The organism is Roseateles sp. GW821-FHT09G03, assembly GCF_059416045.1.
Map to the genome: position 1 here is coordinate 349,140 of NZ_JBWKOK010000001.1, position 15,225 is coordinate 364,364.

Annotated in this window: 14 protein-coding genes; 12 read left to right on the top strand and 2 right to left on the bottom strand. The window is 66.6% G+C overall.

Annotation, left to right across the window (positions count from 1 at the left end):
* The first annotated feature begins 19 nt into the window (after positions 1 to 19).
* The 12 genes from nuoG to ggt all read left to right on the top strand — a co-directional run bounded on the left by nuoG (position 20) and on the right by ggt (position 13,394).
* A complete protein-coding gene (gene nuoG / locus AC07OZ_RS01535) occupies positions 20 to 2,353 on the top strand; it encodes an NADH-quinone oxidoreductase subunit NuoG (protein WP_495465406.1) in 2,334 nt (777 codons plus the stop codon).
* Between the two features lie 13 nt (positions 2,354 to 2,366).
* A complete protein-coding gene (gene nuoH, locus AC07OZ_RS01540; RefSeq protein ID WP_495465407.1) occupies positions 2,367 to 3,464 on the top strand; it encodes an NADH-quinone oxidoreductase subunit NuoH in 1,098 nt (365 codons plus the stop codon).
* A 15-nt stretch (positions 3,465 to 3,479) separates the two neighbouring features.
* Positions 3,480 to 3,962: an NADH-quinone oxidoreductase subunit NuoI gene (nuoI, locus tag AC07OZ_RS01545; protein WP_431257859.1), complete on the top strand. Its 483-nt coding sequence runs from the start codon at positions 3,480 to 3,482 to the stop codon at positions 3,960 to 3,962.
* Between the two features lie 79 nt (positions 3,963 to 4,041).
* Entirely contained in the window at positions 4,042 to 4,683 is a 642-nt protein-coding gene (locus tag AC07OZ_RS01550) for an NADH-quinone oxidoreductase subunit J (RefSeq protein WP_495465408.1), read from the top strand.
* Complete coding sequence (nuoK, locus tag AC07OZ_RS01555) at positions 4,683 to 4,994, top strand: NADH-quinone oxidoreductase subunit NuoK (RefSeq protein WP_067273420.1); 312 nt, start codon at positions 4,683 to 4,685, stop codon at positions 4,992 to 4,994. The genes AC07OZ_RS01550 and nuoK overlap by 1 nt, the downstream gene beginning before the upstream one ends.
* A 25-nt stretch (positions 4,995 to 5,019) precedes the next feature.
* Positions 5,020 to 7,080: an NADH-quinone oxidoreductase subunit L gene (gene nuoL, locus AC07OZ_RS01560; RefSeq protein ID WP_495465409.1), complete on the top strand. Its 2,061-nt coding sequence runs from the start codon at positions 5,020 to 5,022 to the stop codon at positions 7,078 to 7,080.
* An 18-nt stretch (positions 7,081 to 7,098) separates the two neighbouring features.
* Positions 7,099 to 8,568, top strand: coding sequence for an NADH-quinone oxidoreductase subunit M (locus AC07OZ_RS01565; protein WP_495465410.1), 1,470 nt, complete (start codon positions 7,099 to 7,101; stop codon positions 8,566 to 8,568).
* A gap of 12 nt (positions 8,569 to 8,580) precedes the next feature.
* A complete protein-coding gene (gene nuoN / locus AC07OZ_RS01570) occupies positions 8,581 to 10,062 on the top strand; it encodes an NADH-quinone oxidoreductase subunit NuoN (RefSeq protein ID WP_495465411.1) in 1,482 nt (493 codons plus the stop codon).
* 22 nt (positions 10,063 to 10,084) lie between these two features.
* Entirely contained in the window at positions 10,085 to 10,420 is a 336-nt protein-coding gene (locus tag AC07OZ_RS01575; protein WP_495465412.1) for a DUF2818 family protein, read from the top strand.
* Complete coding sequence (locus tag AC07OZ_RS01580) at positions 10,401 to 11,060, top strand: NUDIX domain-containing protein (protein WP_495465413.1); 660 nt, start codon at positions 10,401 to 10,403, stop codon at positions 11,058 to 11,060. The genes AC07OZ_RS01575 and AC07OZ_RS01580 overlap by 20 nt, the downstream gene beginning before the upstream one ends.
* A gap of 12 nt (positions 11,061 to 11,072) precedes the next feature.
* Complete coding sequence (locus AC07OZ_RS01585) at positions 11,073 to 11,579, top strand: DUF1178 family protein (RefSeq protein WP_495465414.1); 507 nt, start codon at positions 11,073 to 11,075, stop codon at positions 11,577 to 11,579.
* Between the two features lie 144 nt (positions 11,580 to 11,723).
* Positions 11,724 to 13,394 carry a gamma-glutamyltransferase gene (gene ggt / locus AC07OZ_RS01590; protein ID WP_495466471.1) on the top strand — a complete coding sequence of 557 codons (1,671 nt, stop codon included), beginning with the start codon at positions 11,724 to 11,726 and terminating at the stop codon, positions 13,392 to 13,394.
* 21 nt (positions 13,395 to 13,415) lie between these two features.
* Here the strand turns inward: ggt and AC07OZ_RS01595 are convergent, their stop codons facing one another.
* Both AC07OZ_RS01595 and AC07OZ_RS01600 read right to left on the bottom strand, forming a co-directional pair.
* Positions 13,416 to 14,654, bottom strand: a complete 1,239-nt coding sequence (locus AC07OZ_RS01595; protein ID WP_495465415.1) for a M56 family metallopeptidase — start codon at positions 14,652 to 14,654, stop codon at positions 13,416 to 13,418.
* Positions 14,647 to 15,105 carry a BlaI/MecI/CopY family transcriptional regulator gene (locus AC07OZ_RS01600; RefSeq protein ID WP_495465416.1) on the bottom strand — a complete coding sequence of 153 codons (459 nt, stop codon included), beginning with the start codon at positions 15,103 to 15,105 and terminating at the stop codon, positions 14,647 to 14,649. The genes AC07OZ_RS01595 and AC07OZ_RS01600 overlap by 8 nt, the downstream gene beginning before the upstream one ends.
* Between the last annotated feature and the right edge of the window lie 120 nt (positions 15,106 to 15,225).

The window sequence follows — 15,225 nt, forward strand, 5'->3', positions numbered from 1 at the left end:
GGAGCCGCTGAGAAGAACTATGGTTGAAATCGAACTCGACGGCCAGAAGGTCGAAGTGCCCGAAGGCAGCATGGTGATGCATGCCGCCGAGAAGGCCGGCGCGTACATCCCGCACTTCTGCTATCACAAGAAGCTGAGCATCGCGGCCAACTGCCGCATGTGCCTGGTGGACGTGGAGAAGGCGCCCAAGCCGCTGCCCGCCTGCGCCACGCCGGTGACGCAGGGCATGATCGTCCGCACCAAGAGCGAGAAAGCCATCAAGGCCCAGCAGGGCGTGATGGAGTTCCTGCTGATCAATCACCCGCTGGACTGCCCCATCTGCGATCAGGGCGGCGAATGCCAGCTGCAGGATCTGGCCGTCGGTTACGGCGCCAGCGCTTCGCGCTACTCGGAAGAGAAGCGCGTGGTGTTCCACAAGAACGTGGGCCCGCTGATCTCGATGGAAGAGATGAGCCGCTGCATCCACTGCACGCGTTGCGTCCGCTTCGGCCAGGAGATCTCCGGCGTGATGGAGCTGGGCATGGCGCACCGCGGCGAGCACAGCGAGATCCAGACCTTCGTCGGCCGCACCGTGGACTCGGAGCTGTCGGGCAACATGATCGACATCTGCCCGGTGGGCGCGCTGACCAGCAAGCCCTTCCGCTACAGCGCCCGCACCTGGGAGCTGTCGCGTCGCAAGAGCGTCAGCCCACATGACTCGACTGGCGCGAACCTGATCGTCCAGGTCAAGAACAACGAAGTGATGCGCGTCGTCCCGCTGGAGAACGAAGCCGTCAACGAGTGCTGGATCGCGGACCGCGACCGCTTCTCCTACGAAGCGCTGAACGGCGACGAACGCCTGACCACGCCGATGCTGAAGCAGGGCGGCGAGTGGAAGCCGGTCGACTGGACCACCGCGCTCGAGTACGTCGCCAACGGCCTGAAGCAGGTCAAGACGGAGAAGGGCGGTGCCTCCATCGCCGCGCTGGGCTCCGAGCACAGCACCGTCGAGGAACTGCACCTGCTGGCGCAACTGGTGCGCGGCCTGGGCAGCGAGAACATCGACACGCAGCTGCGCGTCACCGACCCGGCGCTGCGCGCCGCGGACGGCAAGGCGCTGTGGCTGGGCACCGCGATCGCGTCGCTGTCGCAGCTGGACCGTGCCTTCGTCGTCGGCTCGTCGCTGCGCAAGGACCATCCGCTGTTCGCGCAACGCCTGCGCCAGGCGGCCCGCCGCGGCGCGCAGGTCGTGTCGCTGGCCGGTTCGGTCGAAGACTGGAAGATGCCGGTCGCCGCCGCGATCACCGCCGCCCCGTCGACCTGGGTCGCTGAACTGGCCAACGTCGCCGCCGCCATCGGCGCGGCGAAGGGCGTCAGCGCTCCGGTCCAAGGTACCGCCACCGACGCCGCCAAGGCCATCGCCGACACGCTGCTGTCGGGCGAGCGCAAGGCCGTGCTGATCGGCAACGCCGCGGTCCAGCATCCGCAAGCCGCGACGCTGCTGTCGCTGGCGAACTGGATCGGCGAGCAGACCGGCGCCACCGTCGGCGTGCTGTCGGCCGCCGCGAACAGCGTCGGCGCGCAGCTCGTCAACGCGCGTCCGGGGCAGGGCGGTCGCACGGCAGCCCAACTGCTGAATGACCAGCCGGCCAAGGCGCTGCTGCTGCTCAACACCGACCCGGTGCTGGACGGCGCGAACGCCGCCGCCGCCAAGAAGGCGATCAACGCGGCCGAGATGGTCGTCGTGCTGACGCCGTTCAAGACCGGCCCGGTGGTCGAGTTCGCCGACGTGCTGCTGCCGACGGCGCCTTTCACCGAGACCTCGGGCAGCTTCGTCAACGCGGAAGGCCGCCTGCAGAGCTTCGTCGGCGTGGCCAAGGCCCGCGGCGAGACCCGTCCGGGCTGGAAGATCCTGCGCGTGCTGGGCAACCTGCTGAGCCTGCAAGGCTTCGACTTCGACAGCTCCGAGCAGGTCCGCACCGCGGCACTGGGCTCGTCGCTGGACCTGGCCGAGCGACTGGGCAACACCGTGTCGGCGCAATCCGCTGCGGCCGCGCCGGTGCAAGGCCTGGAACGCCTGACCACGGTGCCGATCTATGCGACCGACGCCCTGGTGCGCCGCGCCACTTCGCTGCAACTGACCCGCGACGGCCGTGATGCGGCGATCGCGTCGCTGCCGCAGGCGCTGTGGACCGAACTCGGCCTGGCCGAGAAGGGCGCGCAGGTGCGCGTGACGCAGGACGGCGGCGAGGCCGTGCTGGCCGCGCAGCTGGACGCATCGCTGCCCGCGACCGTGGTGCGCATCCCCGCCGGCATCCCCGAGACCGCCGCACTGGGCGCGTTCACCGGCGCGATCGCCGTGACCAAGGCCTGAGGACGAGACGACGATGGAAAACTTCTATAACGCCGGCGCCTCGCTGCTGGGAGGTGTGGTCTGGCCGGTGGTCTGGAGCGTGCTCAAGATCATCGCCGTGCTGCTGCCGCTGCTGGGCTGCGTCGCCTATCTGACGCTGTGGGAACGCAAGGCCATCGGCTGGTCGCAGATCCGTCCGGGTCCGAACCGTGTCGGTCCGCTGGGCCTGCTGACCCCGATCGCCGACGCCGTGAAGCTGATCTTCAAGGAGATCATCGTCCCGAGCGCCGCGAACAAGGGCCTGTTCTTCCTCGGCCCGATCATGACCATCATGCCGGCGCTGGCCGCCTGGGCGGTCGTGCCCTTCGGCCCGGGCGCCGCGATCGCCGACGTCAACGCCGGCCTGCTGTTCCTGATGGCCATCACCTCGCTCGAGGTCTACGGCGTGATCATCGCGGGCTGGGCCTCGAACTCGAAGTACGCCTTCCTGGGCGCGCTGCGCGCCTCGGCCCAGATGGTCTCGTACGAGATCGCGATGGGCTTCTGCCTGGTCGTCGTGCTGATGGTGACGGGCTCGATGAACGTCAGCGCCATCGTGATGAGCCAGGAGCAGGGCTGGTTCGCCTCGCACGGCGTGAACATCCTGTCCTGGAACTGGCTGCCGCTGCTGCCGATCTTCCTGGTGTACTTCATCTCCGGCCTGGCCGAGACGAACCGCCACCCCTTCGACGTCGTCGAAGGCGAATCGGAAATCGTCGCCGGCCACATGATCGAGTACTCGGGCATGTCGTTCGCGATGTTCTTCCTGGCCGAGTACGCCAACATGATTCTGGTGTCGGCCCTCGCGGTACTGATGTTCCTGGGCGGCTGGTCGGCCCCGATCTCCTGGTCGCTGCTGGGCATGGACACGCCCGCGTGGATCCAGCACTCGATGGCGTTCTGGAACTGGTTCTGGCTGTTCGCCAAGACCTTCTTCGTCGTGACCTGCTTCCTGTGGGTGCGCGCGACCTTCCCCCGCTACCGCTATGACCAGATCATGCGTCTGGGCTGGAAGATCTTCATCCCCATCACGCTGATCTGGCTCGTGGTCGTGGGTCTGTGGATCCAGTCGCCGTTCAATATCTGGAAGTAATCCGAGGTACCCGCTGTGATCAAGGACCTAGTCAAGAGCTTCATGCTCACCGAGCTGCTGAAGGGCATGGCCCTCACCGGCCGGCATTTCCTCTCGAAGAACATCACGGTGCAGTTCCCGGAAGAGAAGACCCCGCTGTCTCCTCGCTTCCGCGGTCTGCACGCGCTGCGCCGGTACGAGAACGGTGAAGAGCGCTGCATCGCCTGCAAGCTGTGCGAGGCCGTGTGCCCCGCCATGGCGATCACGATCGAATCCGACGTGCGCGAAGACGGCTCGCGCCGCACGACGCGCTACGACATCGACCTGACCAAGTGCATCTTCTGCGGCTTCTGCGAAGAGAGCTGCCCGGTCGACTCCATCGTCGAGACCGACATCTTCGAATACCACGGCGAGAAGCGCGGCGACCTGTACTTCACCAAGGAGATGCTCCTGGCGGTGGGGGACCGGTACGAGCCGCAGATCGCAGCCAGCAAGGAGGCCGACGCCAAGTACCGCTGACCGGTCCGGCGGTTGTCTTCACCGCGCCGACAGGCGAGGGGAGAGGACCGCGACCGGCGGCCTGCTTGCAGGACATCGCATGGATATCACTACCGCGCTTTTCTACGTTTTCTCGCTGGTGCTGCTGGCCTCTGCGTTCCGTGTCATCACGGCCAAGAGCACCGTGCACTCGGCCCTGTTCCTGATCCTGTCCTTCTTCAGCGCTTCCTGTCTGTGGATGCTGCTGAAGGCGGAGTTCCTGGCCATCACGCTGGTGCTGGTCTACATCGGCGCCGTGATGGTGCTGTTCCTGTTCGTCGTGATGATGCTGGACTTCGAGTCCACCGCCGTGCGCGAGAGCATCTGGAAGCACCTGCCGGTGGCCAGCCTCGTCGGCGCGGTCATCGCGCTGGAGATCGCGGCCGTGCTGATGGGCGGCTTCCGCGGCGTCGAGAACGCGCCGGAGATCCCCAACATGGCGCAGCTGGGCAACACCAAGCTGCTGGGCATCGAGATCTACACCAACTACTTGTTCCCGGTGCAGATCGCCGCGGTGCTGCTGCTGGTGGGGATCATCGCGGCGATCGCGCTGACGCTGCGCGGCCGCAAGGACTCGCGTCACCAGGACGCCTCGCAGCAGGTGCGCGTGAAGAAGGCCGACCGCCTGAAGATCGTCAAGGTCGCCCCGACCGTCGAAGCGCCGTCCCTGCCGGCCGCTGACAAGAACGAAGGAGCCGCGTGATGGGTGCGCTGAGCCTGAACCATTTTCTGATCCTGGGCGCGTTCCTGTTCGCGCTGTCGGTGATCGGCATCTTCCTGAACCGCAAGAACCTGATCGTGCTGCTGATGGCCATCGAGCTGATGCTGCTGGCGGTCAACATGAACTTCGTGGCGTTCTCGCACTACCTGGGCGACATGGCCGGCCAGGTGTTCGTGTTCTTCATCCTCACCGTGGCGGCCGCCGAATCGGCGATCGGCCTGGCGATCCTGGTCGTGCTGTTCCGCAACCGCAGCAGCATCGACGTGGAAGAGCTGGACGCCCTGAAGGGCTGACGAGCGTCAGGAAGCGAGAAAAACAATGTCTGCAACTCTCTCTCAGAACATGCTGCTGGCGGTGCCCCTGGCGCCGTTGGCCGGCGCCATCGTGGCGGGCCTGTTCGGCAAGCAGGTGGGCCGCCGCGGCGCCCACGTGGTGACCATCCTCGGCGTGCTGGTGGCGCTGATCATCTCGGTGATCACGCTGCAGGCCGTGCTGGAAGGCGCGCGCTTCAACCAGACCGTCTACGAGTGGATGGTGCTGGGCGGCCTGAAGATGGAAGTCGGCTTCATGATCGACGGCCTGTCCGCGATGATGATGTGCGTGGTGACCTTCGTCTCGCTGATGGTGCACATCTACACCATCGGCTACATGGAGGAAGACCCCGGCTACCAGCGCTTCTTCAGCTACATCTCGTTGTTCACCTTCAGCATGCTGATGCTGGTGATGTCCAACAACATGCTGCAGCTGTTCTTCGGCTGGGAAGCGGTGGGCCTGGTGTCCTACCTGCTGATCGGCTTCTGGTACACGAAGCCCACGGCGATCTTCGCCAACATGAAGGCCTTCCTGGTGAACCGGGTCGGCGACTTCGGCTTCATCCTGGGCATCGGCCTGCTGGTGGCCTACGGTGGCTCGCTGAACTACACCGAGACCTTCGCCAAGTCGGCGGAACTCGCCAAGATCGGCTTCGCCAACCCCTTCGGCGCCGAGCCGTGGATGATGCTGAGCGTGGCCTGCATCTGCCTGTTCATCGGCGCGATGGGCAAGTCGGCGCAGTTCCCGCTGCACGTGTGGCTGCCGGACTCGATGGAAGGCCCGACCCCGATCTCCGCGCTGATCCACGCGGCGACCATGGTGACGGCCGGCATCTTCATGGTGTCGCGCTTCAGCCCGCTGTTCGAGCTGTCCGACACGGCGCTGAGCTTCGTGCTGGTGATCGGTTCCATCACGGCCCTGTTCATGGGCTTCCTGGGCATCATCCAGAACGACATCAAGCGCGTCGTCGCGTACTCCACGCTCTCGCAGCTGGGCTACATGACGGTGGCGCTGGGCGCCTCGGCCTACTCGGTCGCGGTGTTCCACCTGATGACGCACGCGTTCTTCAAGGCGCTGCTGTTCCTGGGCGCGGGCTCCGTGATCATCGGCATGCACCATGATCAGGACATCCGCAACATGGGCGGCCTGCGCAAGTACATGAAGGTGACCTGGATCACCTCGCTGCTGGGCTCGCTGGCGCTGATCGGCACGCCGTTCTTCTCGGGCTTCTACTCGAAGGACTCGATCATCGAAGCGGTGCACGCGTCGCATCTGCCGGGCTCGACCTTCGCGTACGTCGCGGTGGTGGCCGGTGTCTTCGTGACGGCGTTCTACAGCTTCCGGATGTACTTCCTGGTCTTCCACGGCAAGGAGAACTTCCACCACAAGCCCTTCCCGGGCGAGCACGACCACCACGATGATCACGACGACCATCATGGTGACGCGCACGACCACACGCCGCATGAGTCGAAGTGGGTGGTGACCGTGCCGCTGGTGCTGCTGGCGATCCCGTCGGTGCTGATCGGTTTCTTCACGATCAAGCCGATGCTGCACGGCGACTTCTTCAAGGACTCGATCTTCGTGAACCACGAGGTCCATCACGCGATGAGCGAGCTGGGCGAGGAGTTCCACGGCGCCGTTGCGATGGCGGTGCACAGCCTGCAGACGCTGCCGCTGTGGCTGGCGATCGCCGGCGTGGCCGTGGCTTACTGGTTCTACATGATCAGCCCGGCCATCCCGGCCGCGATCGCGCGCATCTTCCGCCCGATCGTGACGATCCTCGAGAACAAGTACTACATGGACTGGTTCAACGAGAACGTGCTGGCCCGTGGCGCGCGCGCGCTCGGATCCGGCCTGTGGAAGGGCGGCGACCAGGGCGTCATCGACGGCGTGCTGATCAATGGTTCCGCGCGCACGGTGGGCGGCGTCGCCGGCCTGGTGCGGCTGGTCCAGACCGGCCACCTCTACTGGTACGCGCTGGTGATGATCCTGGGTGTCGTCGGTCTGATGACCTGGCAGCTGTGGCCTTACATGGGGCCCCAATTCAAGGCCCTGTTCGGCCTCTGACGCGGGCGGAGAATAAGAATGTTGCTAAGTCTCTCCATCTGGCTGCCCATCGTCTGCGGTGGCCTCCTGCTCGCGCTCGGGCGCGACAACAACGCCGGCGCGGTGCGCTGGATGGCGCTGGTCGGCGCCGTGCTGTCCTTCCTGGTGACGCTGCCGCTGATCAGCGGCTTCGACACCTCGACGGCGGCGATGCAGTTCGTCGAGGCCGCGACCTGGATCCCGCGCTTCAACATCCACTACCACCTGGGCGTGGATGGCATCTCGATGTGGTTCGTCCCGCTGACGGCCTTCATCTCGATCATCGTGGTGATCGCGGCCTGGGAAGTGATCGACACGCGGGTGCACCAGTACATGGGCGCCTTCCTGATCCTGTCGGGCCTGATGATCGGCGTGTTCTGCGCGCTCGACGGCATGCTGTTCTACGTGTTCTTCGAGGCCACGCTGATCCCGATGTACATCATCATCGGCGTCTGGGGCGGACCTCGTCGCGTGTACGCGGCCTTCAAGTTCTTCCTGTACACGCTGGCCGGCTCCCTGCTGATGCTGATCGCGCTGCTGTACCTGTACAGCCAGTCGGGCAGCTTCGAGATCCTGCTGTGGCACAAGCTGCCGCTGCCGATGTCGGCGCAGTCACTGTTGTTCTTCGCGTTCTTCGCGGCCTTCGCGGTGAAGGTCCCGATGTGGCCGGTGCACACGTGGTTGCCGGACGCCCACGTGGAAGCCCCGACCGGCGGCTCGGTGGTCCTGGCGGCCATCATGCTGAAGCTGGGCGCCTACGGCTTCCTGCGCTTCTCGCTGCCGATCGCGCCTGACGCCGCGCGTCACTACGACTGGTTCATCATCGGCCTGTCGCTGATCGCGGTGATCTACATCGGCCTGGTGGCCATGGTCCAGCGCGACATGAAGAAGCTGGTGGCCTACTCGTCGGTCGCCCACATGGGCTTCGTGACGCTGGGCTTCTTCATCTTCAACGAGCTCGGCATCGCCGGCGGCCTGGTGCAGATGATCTCGCACGGCTTCGTGTCGGGCGCGATGTTCCTGTGCATCGGCGTGCTGTACGACCGCGTGCATTCGCGTGAGATCGCCGACTACGGCGGCGTCGTCAACACGATGCCCAAGTTCGCGGCGCTGGCGGTGTTCTTCGGCATGGCCAACTGCGGTCTGCCGGCGACGGCCGGGTTCGTGGGCGAGTGGATGGTGATCCTGGGCGCCGTCGGCCACAACTTCTGGATCGGCCTGCTGGCGGCCACGGCGCTGATCTTCGGCGCGGCCTACACGCTGTGGATGATCAAGCGCGTCTACTTCGGCGCGGTGACCAACGACAACGTGCGCAACCTGACCGACATCAACGGCCGCGAGTTCCTGATGCTGGGCGTGCTGGCGATCGCGACGCTCTACATGGGCGTGTACCCGAAGCCGTTCACCGACGTGATGCATCAATCCGTCGACGCGCTGCTCAAGCACGTCGCGGTGTCCAAGATCCAATAAGGGCCCAACACAATGAACGACATGAACTGGGTCGCGGTCTATCCCGAAATCCTGTTGCTGGCGCTGGCCTGCGTGGTCGCGCTGGTGGACCTGTTCGTCACCGATCCGCGCCGCACGACGACCTACTGGCTGACGCAGCTCAGCCTGGCGGTGGTCGGCGTGATGCACTTCGCCGCGATGGGCGACGTGCCCACCGAGACGATGCAGGGCATGCTGGTCGTCGACCCGCTGAGCCATCTGCTGAGCGGCGTCAGCGCCGTCGCGCTGATCATCACGCTGGTCTACTCGCGTCCGTACGCGGAGTCGCGCGACATCCTCAAGGGCGAGCTGTTCACGCTGAGCCTGCTGGTGCTGCTGGGCGTCAACGTCATGGTGGCGGCCAACAACTTCCTGACGACCTACCTCGGCCTCGAGCTGATGAGCCTGTCGCTGTACGCGCTGACGGCGCTGCGTCGCGATCACACGATCTCGACCGAAGCCGCGATGAAGTACTTCGTGCTGGGCGCGCTGGCTTCGGGCTTCCTGCTGTACGGCCTGTCGATGATGTACGGCGCCACGGGTTCGCTGTCGATCCCGCGCGTGTTCGAGGTCATCTCGACCGGCACCGTCAACAAGGGCGTGCTGGTGCTGGGCGTGGTCTTCGTCGTCGCCGGCCTGGGCTTCAAGCTGGGCGCCGCGCCCTTCCACATGTGGGTGCCGGACGTCTACCAGGGCGCGCCCACGGCCGCGACGCTGCTGATCGGCGGCGCGCCCAAGCTGGCCGCGCTGGGCATGACGCTGCGTCTGCTGGTGGAAGGCATGCTGCCGCTGGCGACCGACTGGCAGCAGATGATGCTGGTGATGGCGGTGGCCTCGCTGGTCGTGGGCAACCTGGCCGCGATCGCGCAGAGCAACCTGAAGCGGATGCTGGCCTATTCGACGATCTCGCAGATGGGCTTCGTCGTGCTGGGTCTGGCCTCGGGCGTGGTGAACGGCCAGCCGGACATGCATGCGCTGAACGCCTACAGCTCGGCGATGTTCTACGCGATCACCTACGTGCTGACGACGCTGGGCAGCTTCGGCCTGATCATGCTGCTGGCGCGCCAGGGCTTCGAGTCCGAGCAGATCAGCGATCTGGCCGGCCTGTTCAAGCGCAGCCCGTGGTTCGCCTTCGTGATGGCGATCTACATGTTCTCGCTGGCCGGCATCCCGCCGATGGTGGGCTTCTACGGCAAGCTGGCCGTGCTGCAGGCGATGGTCACGACGGGCCAGTCGCTGTACATCTGGCTGGCCGTGATCGCGGTGCTGCTGTCGCTGGTCGGCGCGTTCTACTACCTGCGTGTCGTGAAGGTCATGTTCTTCGATGAGCCGACCGATCACAGCCCGCTGACGGCCCCGGCGGACGCCCGCGTGGTGATGTCGCTGAACGGCGCTGCCGTGCTGGTGCTGGGCCTGGTGCCGAGCGGCCTGCTGGCGCTGTGCACGCAGGCCGTCGTCCGCGCGCTGGCGCACTGAGCGAGAGCAAGAGAGCACGACCATGGATCAAGGCGTTTCAGTCTGGATGGTGCTGGTGGTCGCGCTCGTCGCGGCCAACCTGCCGTACTTGAGCTCGCGCATCCTGCTGGTCGGGCCGCGCCGCGATCCGAAGGCGGGCGGCTGGCGCCTGCTGGAGCTCTTCCTGCTGGCGCTGGTCACGCTGGCCGTGGGCTTCGGCCTTGAGTCGACGCAGGGCCAGCGCTTCCCGCAAGGCTGGGAGTTCTACGCCGCCGCGCTCGCGATGTTCGTGACCTTGGGCTTCCCGGGTTTCGTGTGGCGCTACCTGCGCCGCTCGCGGGCCAAGGTGCGAGAGTTCGATGACGAAGAAGCTGCCTGAAGCGAACCGACCCGATGATGACGGCGTGATCGGCATCCCGCCGGCGCCCGATGCCGACGAGCATCTGCGCGAAGCCCCGCTGGCGTCCGACTGGATCCTCCGGGGCAATTTTCTTCATGTGAAGCGCGACCGCGTCGCGCTGCCCAATGGCCGGGAGGCCACACGCGAGTACATCCGCCATCCCGGCGCCGCGGTGATCGTGCCGCTGTTCGACGACGGCCGCGTGCTGCTGGAACGCCAGTACCGCTATCCGCTCGGCCGCGTGGTGCTGGAGTTTCCCGCGGGCAAGCTGGATCCGGACGAGACGCCGCTGCGCTGCGCCATGCGCGAGCTGTTCGAGGAGACCGGCTACCGCACGCGTGAATGGGCCTACGCGGGCGTGCTGCACAACGCGATCGCCTATTCGGACGAGCGCATCGAGATCTTCTTCGCGCGCGGCCTGATCGCCGGCGAGCGTCAACTCGACGATGAAGAATTCCTCGACCTGCTGCCGGTGGCCGAGGACGAGCTCGACCGCATGGCCTTCGACGGTCGCGTCACCGACGCGAAGACCCTGATCTGCCTGCAATGGCTGCAGCGCTGGCGGGCCGGCGCATGGCCTTTGGACTGGATACCGGCGGAAGACGCGTCCAGCCGCTAGCATCGGTCCATCATGCTGGTACTGAACCTGGCCTGCGAGGCCGGCCATGCCTTTGAGGGCTGGTTCGCGTCCGCCACCGATTTCGAGTCGCAACAGGAGCGCGGACTGCTGAGTTGCCCGCTGTGCAACAGCGCGGCCGTGCGGCGGATGCCGAGCGCCCCGCGGCTGAATCTCTCCTCCACCGCCGCACCGACGACGGCGAAGTCCCGCGCGACCGGATCGGAAACCCCGCCGTCGCCACACTCGCTGCCCTCGGGTCCGACCGTGCCGGACGGCGTGCCCGCCATCGCAGTCGAACTGCAGAAGCAGATGATGCAGGCGGTGCGCTCGTTGATGGCGAAGACCGAGGACGTCGGCGACCGCTTCGCCACCGAGGCGCGCCGCATCCATTACGGCGAAGCCGAGGAGCGCGGCATCCGCGGCCACGCGACGCTGGACGAGGCGCGCGAGCTTGCGGACGAGGGCATCGACATCGTCGCACTGCCGGTGCCCGACGCGCTGAAAGACCCTCTCCAGTAACGACCTGACGCCGCTTGGGATTGCGGGCGACACCACTGCGGGTGTCGAATGCCCCGTCGCATCTCTTGAGGAATCAGGTTCATGAAGACTTTCCGTTTGCTCACGTGTGCCGCGGCGGTGGCCGCGTCCATGGCCTTTGCGCCGATGGCGCCGTCTCTCGCAGCATCGGCCGCGCCGGTGGCCGCGCAGAACGGCATGGTGGTGACCGCGCAGCACCTCGCGACGCGCGTGGGCGTCGACGTGCTGAAGGACGGCGGCAATGCCGTCGATGCCGCGGTCGCGGTGGGATATGCGCTCGCGGTCGTGTACCCGGCGGCGGGCAACCTGGGCGGCGGCGGATTCATGACGATCCAGCTGGCCGACGGCCGCAAGACATTCCTCGACTTCCGCGAGAAGGCGCCGCTGGCCGCGACGGCCAACATGTACCTCGACAAGGACGGCAACGTCGTCAAGGGCCTGAGCACGCACGGGCACCTCGCGGTGGGCGTGCCGGGGACGGTGTCAGGTCTTGAGTACGCGCGGGAGAAGTACGGCACGATGAAGCGCCCCGCGTTGATCGCGCCGGCGATCGCGCTGGCGGACCGCGGCTTCGCGCTGGACCAGGGCGACGTCGACATGTTCCAGACGGCCACCAAGGACTTCGTGGCCGACCCGGCCTCGGGCGCGATCTTCCTGAACAAGGGCAAGCCCTTCCAGGCCGGCGACAAGCTGGTGCAGAAGGACCTCGCGAAGACGCTGCGCGAGATCGGCGCCAAGGGCACGGACGGTTTCTACAAGGGCTGGGTGGCGAAGGCGTTGGTGGAGTCCAGCCAGGCGGGCAAGGGCATCCTGACGCAGGCCGACCTGGACCAGTACCAGACGCGCGAGCTGCCGCCGGTGGAATGCGACTACCGCGGCTATCACGTCGTTTCCGCGCCGCCGCCGAGCTCGGGCGGCGTGATCATCTGCGAGATGCTGAACATCCTCGAGGGCTACCCGTTGCGGCAGCTCGGCTGGGGATCGGCGCAGGGCGCGCACTACCAGATCGAGGCGATGCGCCATGCCTACGTCGATCGCAACAGCACGCTGGGCGATCCGGACTTCGTGAAGAACCCGCTGCAACGGCTGCTCGACAAGAACTACGCGGCGAAGATCCGCGCGGCGATCGATCCGGCGAAGGCCGGCGTGTCAATGGACATCAAGCCCGGCGTCGCGCCGCATGAGGGCAGCAACACGACGCACTACTCGATCGCGGACAAGTGGGGCAACGCGGTGTCGGTGACCTACACGCTGAACGACTGGTTCGGCGCGAAGGTCACGGCGGCGAAGACCGGCGTGCTGCTCAACAACGAGATGGACGACTTCACGTCCAAGATCGGCGTGCCCAACATGTACGGACTGGTGCAGGGCGAGGCCAACGCGATCGCGCCCGGGAAGCGGCCCTTGTCGTCGATGAGCCCGACCATCGTGACCAAGGACGGCAAGCCGGTGATGGTGGTGGGAACGCCGGGCGGCAGCCGCATCATCACGGCGGTGCTGCAGACCATGCTCAACGCGATCGACTTCGACATGAACGTGCAGGAGGCGGTGGACGCGCCGCGCTTCCACCAGCAGTGGCTGCCGGACGTGACCAACGTCGAGCCGTATGCGTTCTCGCCGGACACGCGCAAGGTGCTCGAAGGCATGGGGCACAAGCTGGGCGCGCCGCATCCGGCCAACCACCTGGCGGCGATCATCGTCGGCGCGCCGTCGTTGAACGGGAAGCCCGTGGGGAACAACCGCTTCTACGGCGCGAATGATCCGCGGCGCAACTCGGGCTTGGCGGCCGGGTATTGAAGGATCGGAGCGAGCCGGACCTCAGCGTGCGCTCTTGTAGCCCGGCACTTCCGCCAAGGTGATGCTGCGCACGCGGATGAGAACCTCGCTCTGCTTGAGGTCGTCCGGGGCCGACCAGACGGTCGCCTCGACGCCTTCCTTCACCTGCACCGTGTTCTTCATCAGAGGCCGGCCGCCCTCGCTCACGGCGAAGGTCATCGTCAGCTGCTGGTCGTTGCGACGCTTGGCGGTGATCTCGACGCGGACCTGGTCCGGCGTCGGCTGATCCGGCCGGCCGCCGAGCACGACCAGCGCCGTCTTGCCTTCCTCGGTGACGAGGCGCATCTTGGACACGCGCTTGTCCTTGGTCAGGGTGCTGTCGCGCCCGTTGACCTCGATGTAGAGGTCCAGCGGAATCGGGTCCCGGGCGAGTTCCGGCATCACCGCGTTGACGGCATGAACGGCACCTGCGGCGCCCAGGGTCAGCACGGCGAGGGCGCAGGCGCCGAACAGGCGGCGCGAGCGGGAACGGGGGCGGACGGCGAGCATGGCGACTCTTTCGATCAATGGGTGGGACGAGCGCCAGCCGGACCACGGCTGGAGCGGGGACAGGGACTGCTGGGCGCGGAGCAAGGCGCGGCCGTAGTCGGCTTCGCGGCCGGGATGGCGGCGCATCACGGCGTGGTCGCAGGAGAGCTCCTGGTCGGCGCGCATCGCGCGCAGCGCGAGCCAGACCAGCGGGTTGAACCAGTGCAGCACGCACAGGGCGGCGGCGAGGGCGTTCCAGTGGTTGTCGAAGCGGCGGCGATGGACCTCCTCATGCGCGAGGACCAGCGGGCGCTGGGCTGCGTCGAAACGCTGCTCGAAGTCGGGCGGCAGGACCAACCGCGATGGCCACAGTCCCACCAGCGCCGGGCCTTGCGCGCTGAAACGCCGCTGCAGCCACGCCATCCGCGCGACGACGATGAGCGCACCGACGGCCCATGCCGTCAGCCACAGCGGGGCGCTGCTGGTCGGCACCAGTGTTTGCAACGAGGGCGTCGTCGCCTGACCCAGCGCAGGTGCGATCTGGCGGACGAGTTCCGCCGAGAACTGCGTTGCAGGCACGCTCGCCGGCAGCAGGCCGACGATGAGCAACACCGGCAGCAGCGCCCAACTGACGTAAGCGAAGCCGGGTCCGAGCTGGCGCGCCAACGGACGGCGCAGCGCGAGCAGCACCAGCGCGGTCACGGAGAGCAGGGCGGTCTGACGCAGCAGCGTGTGGAGCAGGGCGTCAGTCATTGGATTTGCCGCCCTTGGCGCTGCCGGCTTTGACGCTCTTGCCCGCGATGGCCGACTTGGCCGGCTTCGTGTCGCGCTGCTCGTAGTCCTCGATGAGCTGCTTGAGCGCCTTGACGTCGGCGGCCTTGAGCTTGCGCTGCGATGAGAAGTGCGACACCAGCGGCGCGAGGCTGCCGCCGAAGAGCCGGTCGAGCAGCGAGAGGCTCTCCCCGTGCGCCCAGTCGGAGCGCGGGAAGCGCGGCGCATAGAGGAAGCGCCGACCGTCGCGCTCGGCGACGAGTGCGTCCTTCTTCAGCAACCGGTTCAGCAGCGTCTTCACCGTGGCGAGCTGCCAGTCCTGCCGGTCGGCGAGCGCGGCGGCGACGTCCTCGGCCGACAGCGGCGAGGAGCGCCAGAGCACTTCCATGACCTCGGCTTCGGCGGAGGTGATGGCGGGGAGGTCGTCGGGCATGGGGTTCCGTTTACGCGTGTAATCGAATGAATGATTACAGCTGTAAATGAAATCGTCAAGCCCTCAAATCGCCAAGCCCACAAGCCCTCAAGGGGCCGCGTCCGGTGGCCTTGAGTTGAT

Excerpts from the sequence above, each read along its gene's own strand:
- AC07OZ_RS01565 (WP_495465410.1), top strand. The coding sequence starts at position 7,099 with ATGTTGCTAAGTCTCTCCATCTGGCTGCCCATCGTCTGCGGTGGCCTC.
- nuoH (WP_495465407.1), top strand. The coding sequence starts at position 2,367 with ATGGAAAACTTCTATAACGCCGGCGCCTCGCTGCTGGGAGGTGTGGTC.
- nuoN (WP_495465411.1), top strand. The coding sequence starts at position 8,581 with ATGAACGACATGAACTGGGTCGCGGTCTATCCCGAAATCCTGTTGCTG.
- nuoG (WP_495465406.1), top strand. The coding sequence starts at position 20 with ATGGTTGAAATCGAACTCGACGGCCAGAAGGTCGAAGTGCCCGAAGGC.
- AC07OZ_RS01585 (WP_495465414.1), top strand. The coding sequence starts at position 11,073 with ATGCTGGTACTGAACCTGGCCTGCGAGGCCGGCCATGCCTTTGAGGGC.
- AC07OZ_RS01595 (WP_495465415.1), bottom strand. The coding sequence starts at position 14,654 with ATGACTGACGCCCTGCTCCACACGCTGCTGCGTCAGACCGCCCTGCTC.
- AC07OZ_RS01575 (WP_495465412.1), top strand. The coding sequence starts at position 10,085 with ATGGATCAAGGCGTTTCAGTCTGGATGGTGCTGGTGGTCGCGCTCGTC.
- AC07OZ_RS01600 (WP_495465416.1), bottom strand. The coding sequence starts at position 15,105 with ATGCCCGACGACCTCCCCGCCATCACCTCCGCCGAAGCCGAGGTCATG.
- ggt (WP_495466471.1), top strand. The coding sequence starts at position 11,724 with ATGGCGCCGTCTCTCGCAGCATCGGCCGCGCCGGTGGCCGCGCAGAAC.
- AC07OZ_RS01580 (WP_495465413.1), top strand. The coding sequence starts at position 10,401 with ATGACGAAGAAGCTGCCTGAAGCGAACCGACCCGATGATGACGGCGTG.
- nuoL (WP_495465409.1), top strand. The coding sequence starts at position 5,020 with ATGTCTGCAACTCTCTCTCAGAACATGCTGCTGGCGGTGCCCCTGGCG.
- AC07OZ_RS01550 (WP_495465408.1), top strand. The coding sequence starts at position 4,042 with ATGGATATCACTACCGCGCTTTTCTACGTTTTCTCGCTGGTGCTGCTG.
- nuoK (WP_067273420.1), top strand. The coding sequence starts at position 4,683 with ATGGGTGCGCTGAGCCTGAACCATTTTCTGATCCTGGGCGCGTTCCTG.